Raw genomic sequence first — 13,906 nt, forward strand, 5'->3', positions numbered from 1 at the left:
GTCGAGAATCTGGAGGTAGAAGCGGCTGGCGCCCTGCGCCGCGTACTGCCCGATCCTGTCCACCACCTCCGCGGGCGAACCCGCGAGCCCGTTGGCCTTCAACTCCTCGACCTCGCGCCCGATCGCCGCCGCCCGCGCGGCCACCTCGGCGTCGTCCTTGCCGACCACCGCCACCAGGGCGTTGGAGTACACCAGGTCGTCCGCGTCACGGCCGGCCGCCTTGGCGGCCTCCCGCACCCGGCCGATCTGCAGACCGGAGTCCTCCACCGAGGCGAAGGGCAGGTTGAACTCGTCGGCGTACCGGGCCGCGAGCTCCGGGGTGCGCTTGGGGCCCAGCCCGCCGATGATCACCGGCACTTTCGCCTGCGTGGGCTTCGGCAGCGCCGGGGAGTCCTTCAGCTGGTAGAACTTCCCGTCGAAGTCGAAGGTCTGCCCCACCGGGGTCTCCCAGAGCCCGGTGATGATCGCCAGCTGCTCCTCCAGACGGGCCAGCTTCTCCTTGGGGAAGGGGATGCCGTAGGCGGTGTGCTCGGTCTCGAACCAGCCGGCGCCGATGCCCAGCTCGATCCGGCCGCCCGACATCTGGTCGACCTGCGCCACCTGGATGGCGAGCACACCGGGCAGCCGGAAGGTGCCGGCGGTCATCAGGGTGCCCAGCTTGATCCGGCTGGTCTCCCGGGCGAGGCCGGCCAGGGTGACCCAGGCGTCCGTGGGTCCGGGCAGTCCGTCCCCGTCCCCCATCGAGTGGAAATGGTCGGAACGAAAGAAGGCGTCGAAACCGAGGTCCTCGGTGGCCTTGGCGACCGCAAGCAGCGTGTCGTAGGTCGCCCCCTGCTGGGGCTCGGTGAAGATTCGCAAGTCCATTCCTCCATCCTGCCCGCACCACGGCGTCCCGCGTCAATCGCCTCCGGCGCGCGCCAACTCCCGGATCCGGTCCTTCGCCTCGTCCACCGCGTCCAGCGCCTCGATGCAGTGCCAGTAGGCCGCCTCGTCGTCGGCGGTGCAGGTGATACCCACCAAGGTGAGTCCGATCTCGCCGAGCAGGGTGCGCAGCGCCCGCAGGGTGCCGTCCGGATCGCGCACCCCGCTCAGCCGGGCCGCCCGCGGCGGTCCCGCGCCCGCCGCCGTGACGACCGGGGCCCGGCCCGCTCTCACCCCCGGCTGCCCCAGCGCGTCGCCCAGCAGCCGGCCCACCGCCTCGGTCAGCTCGTACGCCTGCCATGCCTCCGCGATGACCTGCTCGGGCTGCGGGCTGTCCCGCAGCGCGCGCTCCGCCTCCGCCACCAGTCGTGCCGCGTCCATCGCCGTACCCCTTCCGCACCTGCGGCGAGCTCCGTGCCGCCGTCTGATGTCACTCAGCGTGACAGAGATCGGACGGTGCGGAAGGGGCCGGGCGCACATCTGTGGACAACGGACGCCTTGTGGATAACTCGCTCACTCGTCCGAGTGAGCGGCCCCCGAGGAGTCGCCCGCGGACGCGTCCGGCGACCCGCTGGCCGGTGCGTCGACCGGTGCATCGACCGGCGGGCCGACCCACGGGCCGACCGGCGGGCCGACCGACGCGCCATCCGGCCGGGGAAAGCGCAGTTCGTTGCGGTCGATCTTCGCGTCGAGCGCGACCAGCGGATCGACGTCGAGGGCGGTGCAGAACTGCAGCAGATAGGCCAGCACGTCTGCCACCTCGTCCCGCACCCGGTGCGCCGTACCGGCGTCCTCCATCACCGCCGCGGCCTGCTCGGGCGTCAACCACTGGAAGATCTCCAGCAGTTCGGACGCCTCGACGCTCAGCGCGGCCGCGAGGTTCTTCGGGGTGTGGAACGGCGCCCAGTTGCGGGCCGCCGCGAAGTCGACGAGGCGGCGCTGCAAGGCCGCGAGGTCCAGGTCCTGTGGTTCGGTCACCCGGACTGGTCTACCTCATCTTCCCGGTCGCCGCCCTGGCCGTCCGCCGGCTCCTCGTCCACGAGCCCGAATTCGGCCGCCTCGGGCCCGCCGTCCCCGACCCCGTCCCCGACCCCGTGTCCGTCCTCGCTCTCGCTCACGCCCTGTCCGCCGTCCTCACCCCCGCTCCCGACGCGTGTCTGCCGCGGCACCGTCCCGGCGCCGAAGGTCGTCACGGACACTCCCCCCACCCCGTCCAGGCAGGCCGCGTCCTGCACGGTCCCCAGCAGCCGGATGTGCCCGCGGGCGGCCGCCAGTCCGGCCAGTCGCAGCAGTTCGCGGGCCTGCCGGCGATCCAGCCCGAGGTCGAGCCCGTCGGCCAGCACGGTCAGCACCTGGCCGGCCGGCAGCAGTTCCGTACTGGTGTCGACGTCCAGCACGCCGGGGCCGGTCAGCAGGACCAGTGCCAGCGCCAGGAAGCGCAGTTCGCCGTCGCCGAGGCGGTCGATGGGCACCAGGCCGAGGGGCCCGCGGTCCACCGCGGCGATCGTGCCGCCGGTCGCCGGGCCGCGCCGCTCGCCGTCGCCGGTGAGCAGTGCGGGCAGGGTCGTCAGGCCCTCCACGGGCGGGCTGCACACCGCGCGGACCGCGTTCACCAGGGCCGCGTGGCGGGTGACGCACTCGCCCTCCGTCCGGGCCAGCACCGCGGAGAGGTTGTCGCAGGCGGCCCGGAGCCGGCCGTCGCCGATCGCGACAGGCGCCCGCATCAGCTCGGGTCTCGGTGCGACCGGGAACACCCCGCGCAGCGCGACCACCACCTGCTCGGCCGCGGCGAGCACCAGCCGCTGCCCGTCGGTCCGGCCCGCGACCCGCAGCGGCAGCAGCGCGGTCGCCAGCCGGTCGTCGGGCAGCGGGGCGCGGGTGACGGCGACCACGCCGGCGGTGTGCCAGGCGGCCTGGACGGTGGGCCGGGACGGGTCGCGCAGCGCGGTCGTGAGCAGTGTCTCGCCGGCGCCGGTCAGCCGTTCGCCGACGATCCGCAGGGTCGGCTCGGCCTGTACGGCGACATCCAGCCGCACCGGGCCGATCGGGCCGGTCACCGTGCAGCCGATCCGGAAGCCGCGGCGGCCCTGCGCGTCGGGCTGGGCGCCCTGGGGCACGCAGGCCGCGGCGCCGCCGCGCACCACGGCGTCGAAGACCTCGTGCAGCCCGGCGCCGCAAGCGAGCCGGCCGAGCGCGGTGAGCCCTTCGAGCACGCTGGACTTTCCCGTGCCGCTGCCCCCGGTGAGCAAGGTGAGCGGGCCGAAGCCGAAGGTCGCTCCCCGGTGCGATTTGAAGGCCGACAGCCGGAGTTCGGTGACGACGGGACGGTGCTGCGCGGTGCTCATGGCGGCGAAGGTAACGACCTGTCGGGGTGCCGAACCGTTCAAGCGGCCTCACCGTCCCTCGAACGAGGGACATCAGGCATGACTCGCGTCAACCCTGGAAAAGGTACGGATCAGCGGATACCGCACCTCACCGCCCAGCCGCCCAGCCGCCCAGCCGGGCACCCCCGGCACACCGGCACCCCCTGCCCCCGGCACCCCGCCCGGCCGGAATCAGCAAGCCCGGAATTCAGCAAGCAAGGAACACGCAGAAAGCGACCCGCCCCCGGCGCCCCCCGGTAGCGTGACGCCGGTGACCACGACCGGCTACATCGCCCTGCTGCGCGGCATCAACGTCGGGCCCAACAACCGGGTGCCGATGGCGACGCTGCGCGAACTCATCGCCGGCATCGGCGGCTCCGAGGTCCGCACCCACCTCCAGAGCGGCAACGCGGTCTTCGCGCACGAGGGGCAGGACCCGTCGCGCCTCGCGGCGGAGCTGGAGCAGGCGATCACCGCGGAGCTGGGCCTGACCATCACCGTGCTGGTGCGCACGGAAGCCGATCTGCGCCGTGTGGTGGAGGCGAACCCGTTCCCGATGGAGAAGGTCGACGGCTCCCGCTTCCTGGTGGTGTTCCTGTCGGGACCGGTCCCGCTCGACCGGCTGGCGGCGATCGACCCGGCGGCGTACGCGCCGGACGAGTTCAGCGCCGGCCAGACGGAGATCTACGGCCACTTCCCCGACTCCATCCGGAACTCCCGGCTCGCCGCCCTCTTCACCGACCGCAAGCTGGGCCTGACCGCCACCTTCCGGAACTGGAACACGGTCACCAGGCTCCTGGCCCTGTCCGAGGCGCTGGAGGGCCCCTCGGCGTAGCTTGCACCGGCGCGCGGCCGGCGGGGGTCAGGACGTCTTCGCGGCCGGTGCCAGGATCGCCACGCACTCCACGTGGTGGGTGAACGGGAACAGGTCGAACGCCCGCAGGGTGATGGGGCGGTAGCCCTCCTCGGCGAACCAGGCGAGGTCGCGGGCCAGGGCGGCCGGGTCGCAGGCGACGTAGGCGATGCGGCGCGGGTCGAGGGAGGCGATCTGGCGGACGGTGGCGTGGCCGGCGCCCGCCCGGGGCGGGTCGAGGACGACCAGGTCGACCTCGGTGATGCCGGTACGGGGCAGGACCTGCTCGACCTTGCCCGCCTCGATGCGGACCCGGTCCAGGTCCTGGAGGTTGTGCCGGGCGTCCTCGACCGCGCGCTTGGCCGATTCGATGCCGAGGACGGCGCCGCGGTCGCCGACCCGCTCGGCGAGGGCGCCGGCGAACAGGCCGACCCCGCAGTAGAGGTCGAGCGCCATCTCGCCCTTGCGCGGCATCAGGCCCTGCATGACCGCTTCCACCAGCAGTTCGGGGGCCTTCGGGTGGACCTGCCAGAAGCCGCCCTCGCCGACCCGCCAGGTGCGGCCGACGGCCCGCTCCCGCACGAAGGGGCGGCCGTGCACACGGTGCACCGCGTGGTCGCGCTCCCCGATCCGCTGCACCGACACCGGCCGGTCCAGCTCCACGATCGGCAGCCGGCCGCCGGGGTTCGGGGTGAGGATGACCTGCCGGTCGTGGGAGCCGGTGGCCGCGATGGCCTCCACGGCGGCGATCTGCGGCCAGGAGCGGGCCTCGACGCCCAGTTCCTCGATCTCGGGCGCGGCGATCAGGCAGTGGTCGATCACCTCGACCTCGTGCGAGCGGTGCTTGCGCAGCCCCGCTCGGCCGTCGGCGTCGACCGCGTACTGCACGCGGGTGCGCCAGGCCGGCACCTCGCCCTTGGCCACCTTGTCCCCCGGCGCGGGGGCGACGGTCCCGTCCCAGCCGGCCTGCTGCGGGGTGAGTCCGGCCAGCCGGGCCAACTGCTCGGCGATCACCGCGGCCTTCAGCCGCCGCTGGGCCCCCGGGCCGGCGTGCTGCCAGTCGCAGCCGCCGCAGCGCCCGGGGCCGGAGTACGGGCACGGCGGCGCCACCCGGTCCTTGGAGGCGGTCAGCACCCGTACCGCGTCGGCCCGCAGGAAGCGCGCGCCCTGCTCGCCTTCGGTGACCTGGGCCACCACCCGCTCGCCGGGCAGCGCGTGCCGGACGAAGAGCACCTGGCCGGCTTCGGTGCGGGCGACGCAGTGGCCGCCGTGTGCCACCGGGCCGACCTCGACCTCGTGCTCACGGCCGACGAGCGAGCCGAGCGAGGCGGCGGATTCGGTCTGCATACGGGACTGCTCCTGGGCTGGTGACGGGATGCGCGCGGGTTGGGCGGTCCGGCGGCGCCAGCCGACCAGTCTACGTCGCCGCGCCCCTGCCTCTCCGCGCCCGCCGCTCTTCCCGGCCGCGGGAGCGCTACTTCTTCCCCTCCGCCGTCCCGCCGGGCTCGCTGTGCTCCCGGCTCCTGGGCAGCGACGGGGGCCCCACCGGGCCGCGCCGGATTGATCCGGGCGCGTTCCAGTCGGCCCGGCGCCGGGCCCGGACCCGGGCCAGCTCGGAGGATTCCAACTGCCACGGCACCGAGGTGACCATCACCCCGGGGGTGAACAGCAGCCGCCCCTTGAGCCGCAGCGCGCTCTGGTTGTGCAGCAGGTGCTCGTACCAGTGGCCGACGACGTACTCGGGGATGTAGACGCTGACCACGTCGCGCGGGCTGTCGCGGCGCAGCCCCTTGACGTAGTCGATGATCGGCCGGGTGATCTCGCGGTAGGGCGAGTCCAGGACCTTCAGCGGCACGTCCACACCGTGCTTCTGCCATTCCGCCTGGAGGACCTTGGTGTCCTCGGGGTCGACGTTGATGCTGAGGGCCTCCAGGCTGTCGGAGCGCATCAGCTTGGCGTAGGACAGGGCCCGCAAGGTGGGCTTGTGCAGCTTGGAGACCAGCACGATGGAGTGCACCCGGGAGGGCCGCACGTAGTCGTCACCGGGCTCGTCCTCGGCGGCGATCTCCTCGGCGACCCGGGTGTAGTGGCGGCGGATCGCGGTCATGGTGCCGTAGAAGACGACCATGCCGAGCACCGCGACCCAGGCGCCGTGGGTGAACTTGGTGAGCAGCACGATCACCAGCACCAGGCCGGTCAGGAAGGCGCCGAAGGCGTTGATCCCCCGGGACCGGTGCATGTGGCGGCGCTTGCCGGGGTCGGTCTCGGTGAGCAGGTGGCGGTTCCAGTGCCGGACCATGCCGATCTGGCTCAGCGTGAAGGAGACGAAGACGCCGACGATGTAGAGCTGGATCAGCCGGGTGGAGTCGGCGCCGTAGATGTAGACCAGCACGCAGGCGAAGCCGGCCAGCAGCACGATGCCGTTGGAGAAGGCCAGCCGGTCGCCGCGGGTGTGCAGCTGGCGCGGCAGGTAGCGGTCCTGGGCCAGGATCGAGCCGAGCACCGGGAAGCCGTTGTAGGCGGTGTTGGCGGCCAGGAAGAGCACCAGGGCGGTGACGGCGGCCAGGAAGATGAACGGGATCGAGTTGTGGCCGAAGACGGCCTCGGCGACCTGGGCGATGACCGGGTCCTGGGTGTAGCCGGCGCCGACCGGCCGGCCGTGGTCGAGCAGGTCGGTGGCCGGGTTGGAGGCCATCCGGACCTTGGTGTTGATCGCCAGCGCGATGATGCCGACGAACATGGTGACGGCCAGCAGGCCCATCGCGGCCAGCGTGGTGGCGGCGTTCTTGGACTTGGGCTTGCGGAAGGCCGGTACGCCATTGCTGATCGCCTCGACACCGGTCAGCGCGGCGCAGCCGGAGGAGAAGGCTCTCAGCAGCAGGAAGATCAGGGCGAAGCCGCCGAGGCCGGAGGACTCGGCGTGGACGGTGAAGCCCGCGGTGGGCGCGTGCATGACATGCCCGGTGGAGATCTTGAAGATGCCCCAGGCGATCATGCAGAAGACGCCGAAGACGAAGGCGTAGGTGGGGATGGCGAAGATGGAGCCGGACTCCCGCACCCCGCGCAGGTTCATCAGCATGAGGATCACGATCATGCCGATGGCGCCCAGCACCTTGTGGGTGACGAAGAACGGCACCGCGGAGCCGAGGTTCTCGATGCCGGAGGCGACCGACACCGCCACGGTGAGCACGTAGTCCACCAGCAGGGCGCTGGCGACGGTGAGCCCGGCCTTGGGGCCCAGGTTGGTGGTCGCCACCTCGTAGTCGCCGCCGCCCGAGGGGTAGGCGTGCACGTTCTGCCGGTAGGAGGCGACGACGGTGAACATCAAGATGACGACGGCGCCCGCGATCCATGGGCTGAAGTGGTAGGCCGACGCTCCCGCGATGGAAAGGACCAGCAGCACCTCGCCCGGCGCGTACGCCACGGAGGACAGCGGGTCGGAGGCGAAGACGGGCAGCGCGAGACGCTTGGGGAGCAGTGTTTCCCCCAACTTGTCACTGCGCAGCGCCCGGCCGATCAGGATCCGTTTCGGCAGGTCGGTCAGTTTGGACACCCCGCGATGTTAAGGGATCGCCAAGATGCGCGGGTGCCCGGGCGACTTATGGAGTGTGGCGAACTTGTGACCCCTCCATGGCGCAACCTTTAGCGGCAGCGCACACGTGTGTAGCTTTGGCCGCGGTCTGAGACGCTTGGCGTACCGCTTGAAGTACGCCGACGGCTCGGACCTGCAGCCGCAGGAACCGCAAGGCACAGGCGCATACGTTGGCAGCCGGAAGGACGGTCGTGCACGTCGTGATTATGGGATGCGGGCGAGTGGGCTCCACTCTCGCGCACTCCCTCGAACAGCAAGGTCATACGGTCGCGGTGGTGGACCAGGACCAGACGGCGTTCCGCCGGCTGGGCTCCGGGTTCGCCGGGCGCCGGGTGACCGGAGTCGGGTTCGACCAGGACACGCTGCGCGAAGCCGGAATCGAGGAGGCGGGTGCCTTCGCGGCCGTCAGCAGCGGCGACAACTCCAACATCATCGCGGCTCGGGCGGCCCGCGAGATGTTCGGCATCGAGAACGTGGTGGCGCGGATCTACGACCCGCGCCGCGCCGAGGTCTACCAGCGCCTCGGCATCCCGACCGTGGCCACCGTGCGGTGGACCGCCGACCAGATGCTGCGCCGGCTGCTGCCCTCGGGCGCGGAGCCGCTGTGGCGCGACCCCAGCGGCGGCGTGCAACTCGCCGAGGTGCACACCCCGCCGTCCTGGATCGGGCAGAAGGTGAGCCTGCTGCAGGAGGAGACGGGGGTTCGTGTGGCATTTGTCACCCGGCTCGGCGAGGCGATGCTGCCGACGTCGCAGACCGTGATCCAGGAAGGCGATCTGGTGCACGTGATGATGCGCACCGACGGGGTCGCCGCGGTCGAGGCGGCCTTCGCCAAGGGTCCCGAGGGGCAGGGCCACTCATGAGGGTCGCGATCGCCGGGGCCGGCGCGGTGGGTCGTTCCATCGCCGCCGAACTGCTGGAGAACGGGCACGAGGTCCTGCTCGTCGACAAGAACCCCTCGTCCATCTCGGTGGAGCGGGTGCCGCAGGCGGAGTGGCTGCTGGCCGACGCCTGCGAGATCACCTCGCTGGACGAGGCCGCGTTGCAGCGCTGCAATGTGGTGATCGCCGCCACCGGTGACGACAAGGTCAATCTGGTCGTGTCGCTGCTGGCCAAGACCGAGTACGGGGTGCCCCGGGTGGTGGCCCGGGTCAACAACCCGAAGAACGAGTGGCTGTTCAACGAGTCCTGGGGGGTGGATGTCGCCGTGTCCACCCCGCGGCTGATGTCGGCGCTGGTCGAAGAGGCGGTGAGCGTCGGCGATCTGGTCCGGCTGCTGCGCTTCAGCCAGGGCGACGCCAACCTGGTCGAGCTGACCCTGCCGGAGGACGCGGCGCTGGTCGGCACGCGGGTCGGGGAGGTCGAGTGGCCCACCGATACGTCGCTGGTCACGATCATCCGCGGCAACCGGGTGCTGACGCCGTCGAAGGACGACGCGCTGGAGGCCGGTGACGAGCTGCTGTTCGTGGCGGCGCCGCACCGCGAGGAACAGCTGGAGGACCTGCTGTCCCTGCAGGGCGGGTCCACCCCCGAGGAGTGACACGCGGCGGGGCCCGGACCTCCCGGTCCGGGCCCCGCGAGCGCCACCGTCAGGTGAGCGACTTCTCCTTCTCGGCCTTCTCGGCCGCTTCCATCTCCGCGATCACATCGATCGGCGCCGGCGCCTTCACCAGGAAGATCCAGGTGAGGTAGACCGACAGCAGGAACGGCGGAATGCCGAGCGCGACCTTGACCCAGCCCAGCTGGGTGGCGTTGCCCCACCAGTAGAGCGGGAAGAGGATCGCGGACTTCGCGAGCAGGATCAGGCCCCAGGCCCAGCTGGCCTTGGTGTACGCGCGCAGCCGCCCCGGATTGCGCTTCCGCCAGGACAGGTTCTCCTTGAAGATCGGCCCGAGGATCAGGCCGAGCAGCGGGAAGCCGGCCGCGGACGAGACGATGTAGGCGATCGCCAGGCCCAGCGTGTACAGCATGCCGGGCAGGTAGAAGTTCTTGGCGTTGCCGGACATCATCGCGAAGACCACGCCGAAGGCGACCCCGAAGATCCCGCTGAAGGCGTGCTTGAGGGTGTCGCGCTGGACGAGGCGGGCCACGCCCAGCACCACCGACAGCGCCAGCGCGGCGATCCCGGACGACTTGATGTCGTGGTCGACGGTGTAGATCGCGACGAACACCAGGCCGGGGACCGTGGTCTCCACCATGCCGCGTACGCCGCCGAACGCCTGGAACAGCGCGGCCTCGGTGACGGCCCGCGCCTCCTGGTCCGGGCCGGCCGCCGGGTCCGGCTCCCGGGTGGCACCCGTGTGCCGTGCGGAGCCCGCATTCTCTGGTGACGCCACCTGTTACTCCTGTCCGACCGGACGCAGCTCGTACTTGGGATTGAACAGCACCGGACGCCCGCGGTTCATCGAGATCCGGCCGGAGGCGATGATCCTGCGGCCGGGCTCTATGCCCGTGATGCTGCGACGGCCCAGCCACACCACGTCGAGCGCGGCGGATCCGTCGAAGAGTTCTGCCTCCAGTGCCGGCACACCCGCCCGGGGACGGAGCGTGACCGTACGCAGCGTACCGGTGACCGACACGATCTGGCGGTCGGAGCAGTCGCTGATCCGCGTACAGCCGGTGGCGAGGGCGTCCTGCTGCAGTTCCTCGGAGTGCAGTTCCTCCTGCGAGGAGGACAAGCGGTCGAACATGCGGCGGAAGCGGCCCGCGGGCCGGTCGGAACGGAGTGAACCACTCATGACACCAGGGTACCGGCCACCCGCGCAGGGCTCACTGTTCGAAGCGGTAGCCCATGCCCGGTTCGGTGATGAAGTGCCGCGGTCTGGCCGGGTCGCTCTCCAGCTTGCGGCGCAGCTGCGCCATGTAGACCCGCAGGTAGTTGCTCTCCGTGCCGTAGGCGGGCCCCCACACCTCCTGGAGCAGCTGCTTCTGGCTGACCAGCCGGCCGGGGTTGCGCACCAGCACCTCCAGCAGGTGCCACTCGGTGGGGGTGAGGCGGACGTCGGCGCCGGCCCGCTGCACCTTCTTGGCGGCGAGGTCCACCGTGAAGGTCTCGGTCTCGATGGTGGCGGTGTCGTCCTCGGGGCCGCTCGGCGCGGCCCGGCGGACCGCGGCGCGCAGCCGGGCCAGCAGCTCGTCCATGCCGAACGGCTTGGTGACGTAGTCGTCGGCGCCCGCGTCGAGCGCCTCCACCTTCTCGTCGGACGCCTGCCGGGCGGACAGCACGATGATGGGCACCCGGGTCCAGCCGCGCAGGCCCCGGATGACCTCCACGCCGTCCATGTCGGGCAGGCCGAGGTCGAGAACCACCACATCGGGGTGGCGGGCCGCGGCGACGCGCAGCGCGGTGGCACCGTCGTGGGCCGCGTCCACCTCGTAGGCCCGGGCCCGCAGATTGATGGCCAGAGCGCGGACGAGCTGCGGTTCGTCGTCGACCACGAGCACCCGGTACATCGTTGTCCTCTCCTTGATCACCCTCGTTGGCAAGATGGCGGTCATGTGGTCGCCGACGCCGGCAGTCGCGGGCGGGACGGGGCCCCGCCGGTGGCGGCCCGCAGGGTGAACACCATGGTCAGGCCGCCGCCCGGGGTGTCCTCGGCGACGAGGGTGCCGCCCATGGCCTCGGCGAAGCCGCGGGCGACCGCCAGGCCCAGGCCGACGCCGTTGCCGCGCGGCGCGTCGCCGTAGCGCTGGAAGGGCTCGAATATGTGCTCCTTGGCGCCCTCCGGCACGCCGGGCCCCCGGTCGACCACCCGCACCTCGACACGCTCGCCGAGGGCGCTGGCGGCCACCAGGACCTTCGTGTCCTGCGGGCTGTACTTCACCGCGTTCTCCACCACGTTGGCGACACCGCGCTCCAGCAGCCCGGGATCGACGGCCACCATCGGCAGGGTCTCGGGTATGTCGAGGGACACGCTCTGCTCCGGGACCCCGCCCAGCGCCATGGGGACCACCTCGTCCAGGTCGACCTCGCGGATCAGCGGGACCACGGTGCCGGTCTGCAGCCGGGACATGTCGAGCAGATTGCCGACCAGGTGGTCCAGCCGGTCGGCGCCGTCCTCGATGCCGGCCAGCAGTTCCGCCTCGTCCTGCGGCGACCAGGCCACGTCGTCGGAGCGCAGCGAGGACACCGAGGCCTTGATGCCGGCCAGCGGGGTGCGCAGGTCGTGCGAGACGGCGGCGAGCAGCGCGGTGCGGATCCGGTTGCCCTCGGCCAGTTCCCGGGACCGCCCGGCCTCGTCGGCGAGCCGCTCGCGGTCCAGCGCCACCGCCGCCTGCGCGGCGAAAGCGGACAGCACCCGGCGGTCGGAGGCGGGCAGCATCCGGCCGGTCAGCGCCAGCGCCAGCCGTTCGTTGACCGGCACCTCCACATCGGCGTCCTCCGGGCGCATGCAGGGGGTGCCGCCGACGGCGGCCACGCAGTGCCAGCCGGCGTTCTCGTCGTCCCGCTCCAGCAGCACCACCGCTTCCATGGCGAACGACTCCCTGACCCGTTCCAGCAGCGCCCGCACGCTGCTCTCGCCGCGCAGCACGCTGCCGGCCAGATGCGACAGGATCTCGGCCTCGGCCCGCAGCCGGGCCGCCTGCTGGGTGCGCCGGGCGGCCAGGTCCACCACCGAGGCGACGGCCGCGCCGACCACCACGAAGATCGCGATCGCGATGACGTTCTCGGGCTGCGCGACGGTGAAGGAGTGCCGGGGCGGGGTGAAGTACCAGTTCAGCAGCAGCGACCCGCCCACCGCGGAGACCAGCGCCGGCAGCAGTCCGCCGACCAGGGCGGCGGCCACCGTCAAGGTGAGGAACAGCAGCAGCTCGGTGGCCTGGCTCATGCCGGGGTGCCAGTGGGTGAGCAGCACCGAGAGCAGGATCGGCCCGGCGACACCGGTCAGCCAGCCGGCGACGACCCGGGATCTGCCGAGTTTCGCGCCGCGGGCGGCCGGCAGTCCGCGGCCCTTGGCCGCCTGCTCGTGGGTGACGATGTGGACGTCGATGTCGCCGGACTCACGGGCGACGGTGGCGCCGACGCCGGGCCCGAAGGCGTACTGCCAGGTCTTGCGGCGGCTGGTGCCGAGCACGATCTGGGTGGCGTTGACGCCGCGGGCGAAGTCCAGCAGCGCGTCGACCACCTCGTCGCCGATGACGTGGTGGAAGGAGCCGCCGAGGTCCTCGACCAGGGTGCGCTGCACCGCGAGCTCCTTGGCGGAGGCCGAGGCGAGGCCGTCGCTGCGCACGATGTGCACCGCGAGGATCTCGCTGCCGGAGCCCTTGGCCGCCATCCGGGCGGCCCGGCGGATCAGGGTGCGGCCCTCGGGTCCGCCGGTCAGGCCGACCACGATCCGCTCGCGGGCCTGCCAGGCGGCGGAGATCCCCTGGTCGGCGCGGTACGTCTGCAGGTATTCGTCCACCCGGTCGGCGGTCCACAGCAGGGCCAGCTCGCGCAGCGCGGTGAGATTGCCGGGCCGGAAGTAGTTGGACAGCGCCGCGTCCACCTTGTCGGGCGCGTAGATGTTGCCGTGCGCCATCCGGCGGCGCAGCGCCTGCGGCGACATGTCGACCAGCTCGATCTGGGCGGCCCGGCGCACCACCTCGTCGGGCACCGTCTCGCGCTGCAGCACCCCGGTGATCGACTCGACCACGTCGGCCAGCGACTCCAGGTGCTGGATGTTGAGGTTGGAGACCACGTCGATGCCGGCCCGCAGCAGCTCCTCGACGTCCTGCCAGCGCTTGGCGTTGCGGGAGCCCGGCACATTGGTGTGGGCCAGTTCGTCCACCAGGGCGACCTCGGGGGCGCGGGCCAGGATCGCGTCGACGTCCATCTCGCTGAAGACGCTGCCGCGGTAGTCCAGGTCCTTGCGGCGGACCGTCTCCAGGCCGGCCAGCATCACCTCGGTACGGGGCCGCTTGTGCTGCTCGACGTACCCCACCACGACGTCGGTGCCGCGTTCGAGGCGCCGGTGGGCCTCGGAGAGCATGGCGTAGGTCTTGCCGACGCCGGGGGCCGCTCCGAGATAGATGCGCAGTGTGCCGCGTGCCATGACTCCATAGTCCCGCCGGTGCGCGCCCTTCACCCGGGCGGTCCGGCCGCGCGCTCACGTTGACCATAGAACGAACGAACCGGTCATACCGTAATTCCAGCGGCCGGGAGCCTGACCTTGACGGTGTCTTGATGCCCCTTGT

Annotated in this window: 12 protein-coding genes and 1 pseudogene; 3 read left to right on the top strand and 10 right to left on the bottom strand. The window is 71.9% G+C overall.

Features of this window, described 5'->3' with window-relative positions:
- The 4 genes and pseudogenes from GA0115240_RS34725 to GA0115240_RS34740 all read right to left on the bottom strand — a co-directional run.
- The coding region (locus GA0115240_RS34725; RefSeq protein WP_093743055.1) for an LLM class F420-dependent oxidoreductase at positions 1–864 on the bottom strand (864 nt) is incomplete at its 3' end.
- Between the two features lie 33 nt (positions 865–897).
- The gene (locus tag GA0115240_RS34730) at positions 898–1,302 is read right to left on the bottom strand and encodes a DUF6099 family protein (RefSeq protein WP_093743057.1); all 405 of its coding nucleotides are present in this window, start codon (positions 1,300–1,302) and stop codon (positions 898–900) included.
- A 267-nt stretch (positions 1,303–1,569) separates the two neighbouring features.
- Positions 1,570–1,899, bottom strand: a pseudogene (locus tag GA0115240_RS34735) (nucleotide pyrophosphohydrolase); the annotation flags it as partial.
- Positions 1,896–3,266, bottom strand: coding sequence for an AAA family ATPase (locus GA0115240_RS34740; RefSeq protein ID WP_237555461.1), 1,371 nt, complete (start codon positions 3,264–3,266; stop codon positions 1,896–1,898). The pseudogene GA0115240_RS34735 and the gene GA0115240_RS34740, both read right to left, overlap by 4 nt.
- Before the next feature lie 289 nt (positions 3,267–3,555).
- Between GA0115240_RS34740 and GA0115240_RS34745 the strand changes: the two genes are divergently transcribed.
- Complete coding sequence (locus GA0115240_RS34745; protein WP_093743061.1) at positions 3,556–4,119, top strand: DUF1697 domain-containing protein; 564 nt, start codon at positions 3,556–3,558, stop codon at positions 4,117–4,119.
- Positions 4,120–4,146: 27 nt separating this feature from the next.
- Here the strand turns inward: GA0115240_RS34745 and GA0115240_RS34750 are convergent, their stop codons facing one another.
- Together GA0115240_RS34750 and GA0115240_RS34755 are read right to left on the bottom strand one after the other, a co-directional pair.
- Complete coding sequence (locus GA0115240_RS34750) at positions 4,147–5,484, bottom strand: class I SAM-dependent RNA methyltransferase (RefSeq protein ID WP_093743063.1); 1,338 nt, start codon at positions 5,482–5,484, stop codon at positions 4,147–4,149.
- Positions 5,485–5,611: 127 nt separating this feature from the next.
- Positions 5,612–7,690 carry an APC family permease gene (locus tag GA0115240_RS34755; protein ID WP_093743065.1) on the bottom strand — a complete coding sequence of 693 codons (2,079 nt, stop codon included), beginning with the start codon at positions 7,688–7,690 and terminating at the stop codon, positions 5,612–5,614.
- A gap of 230 nt (positions 7,691–7,920) precedes the next feature.
- On the opposite strand from GA0115240_RS34755, the gene GA0115240_RS34760 reads away from it, so the two are divergent.
- Complete coding sequence (locus tag GA0115240_RS34760) at positions 7,921–8,592, top strand: potassium channel family protein (protein ID WP_093743067.1); 672 nt, start codon at positions 7,921–7,923, stop codon at positions 8,590–8,592.
- Positions 8,589–9,269 carry a potassium channel family protein gene (locus GA0115240_RS34765; RefSeq protein WP_093743069.1) on the top strand — a complete coding sequence of 227 codons (681 nt, stop codon included), beginning with the start codon at positions 8,589–8,591 and terminating at the stop codon, positions 9,267–9,269. The genes GA0115240_RS34760 and GA0115240_RS34765 overlap by 4 nt, the downstream gene beginning before the upstream one ends.
- A 49-nt stretch (positions 9,270–9,318) precedes the next feature.
- Here the strand turns inward: GA0115240_RS34765 and GA0115240_RS34770 are convergent, their stop codons facing one another.
- From GA0115240_RS34770 to GA0115240_RS34785, 4 genes are all read right to left on the bottom strand, one after another.
- Positions 9,319–9,957: a DUF3159 domain-containing protein gene (locus GA0115240_RS34770; protein ID WP_202452047.1), complete on the bottom strand. Its 639-nt coding sequence runs from the start codon at positions 9,955–9,957 to the stop codon at positions 9,319–9,321.
- A 111-nt stretch (positions 9,958–10,068) separates the two neighbouring features.
- Positions 10,069–10,467 carry an OB-fold nucleic acid binding domain-containing protein gene (locus tag GA0115240_RS34775; protein ID WP_093743074.1) on the bottom strand — a complete coding sequence of 133 codons (399 nt, stop codon included), beginning with the start codon at positions 10,465–10,467 and terminating at the stop codon, positions 10,069–10,071.
- Between the two features lie 31 nt (positions 10,468–10,498).
- The gene (locus GA0115240_RS34780; RefSeq protein WP_093743076.1) at positions 10,499–11,182 is read right to left on the bottom strand and encodes a response regulator; all 684 of its coding nucleotides are present in this window, start codon (positions 11,180–11,182) and stop codon (positions 10,499–10,501) included.
- Between the two features lie 41 nt (positions 11,183–11,223).
- On the bottom strand, positions 11,224–13,764 hold the full coding sequence (locus GA0115240_RS34785; RefSeq protein WP_093743077.1) for a sensor histidine kinase: 2,541 nt from the start codon (positions 13,762–13,764) through the stop codon (positions 11,224–11,226).
- Positions 13,765–13,906 lie beyond the last annotated feature (142 nt).

The organism is Streptomyces sp. DvalAA-14 (assembly GCF_900091855.1).
Classification (GTDB): Bacteria; Actinomycetota; Actinomycetes; order Streptomycetales; family Streptomycetaceae; genus Actinacidiphila.

Bases quoted from the DNA above. Each gene is read 5' to 3' on its own strand.
- GA0115240_RS34730 (WP_093743057.1), bottom strand. From the start codon at position 1,302: ATGGACGCGGCACGACTGGTGGCGGAGGCGGAGCGCGCGCTGCGGGAC.
- GA0115240_RS34740 (WP_237555461.1), bottom strand. From the start codon at position 3,266: ATGAGCACCGCGCAGCACCGTCCCGTCGTCACCGAACTCCGGCTGTCG.
- GA0115240_RS34765 (WP_093743069.1), top strand. From the start codon at position 8,589: ATGAGGGTCGCGATCGCCGGGGCCGGCGCGGTGGGTCGTTCCATCGCC.
- GA0115240_RS34775 (WP_093743074.1), bottom strand. From the start codon at position 10,467: ATGAGTGGTTCACTCCGTTCCGACCGGCCCGCGGGCCGCTTCCGCCGC.
- GA0115240_RS34750 (WP_093743063.1), bottom strand. From the start codon at position 5,484: ATGCAGACCGAATCCGCCGCCTCGCTCGGCTCGCTCGTCGGCCGTGAG.
- GA0115240_RS34785 (WP_093743077.1), bottom strand. From the start codon at position 13,764: ATGGCACGCGGCACACTGCGCATCTATCTCGGAGCGGCCCCCGGCGTC.
- GA0115240_RS34780 (WP_093743076.1), bottom strand. From the start codon at position 11,182: ATGTACCGGGTGCTCGTGGTCGACGACGAACCGCAGCTCGTCCGCGCT.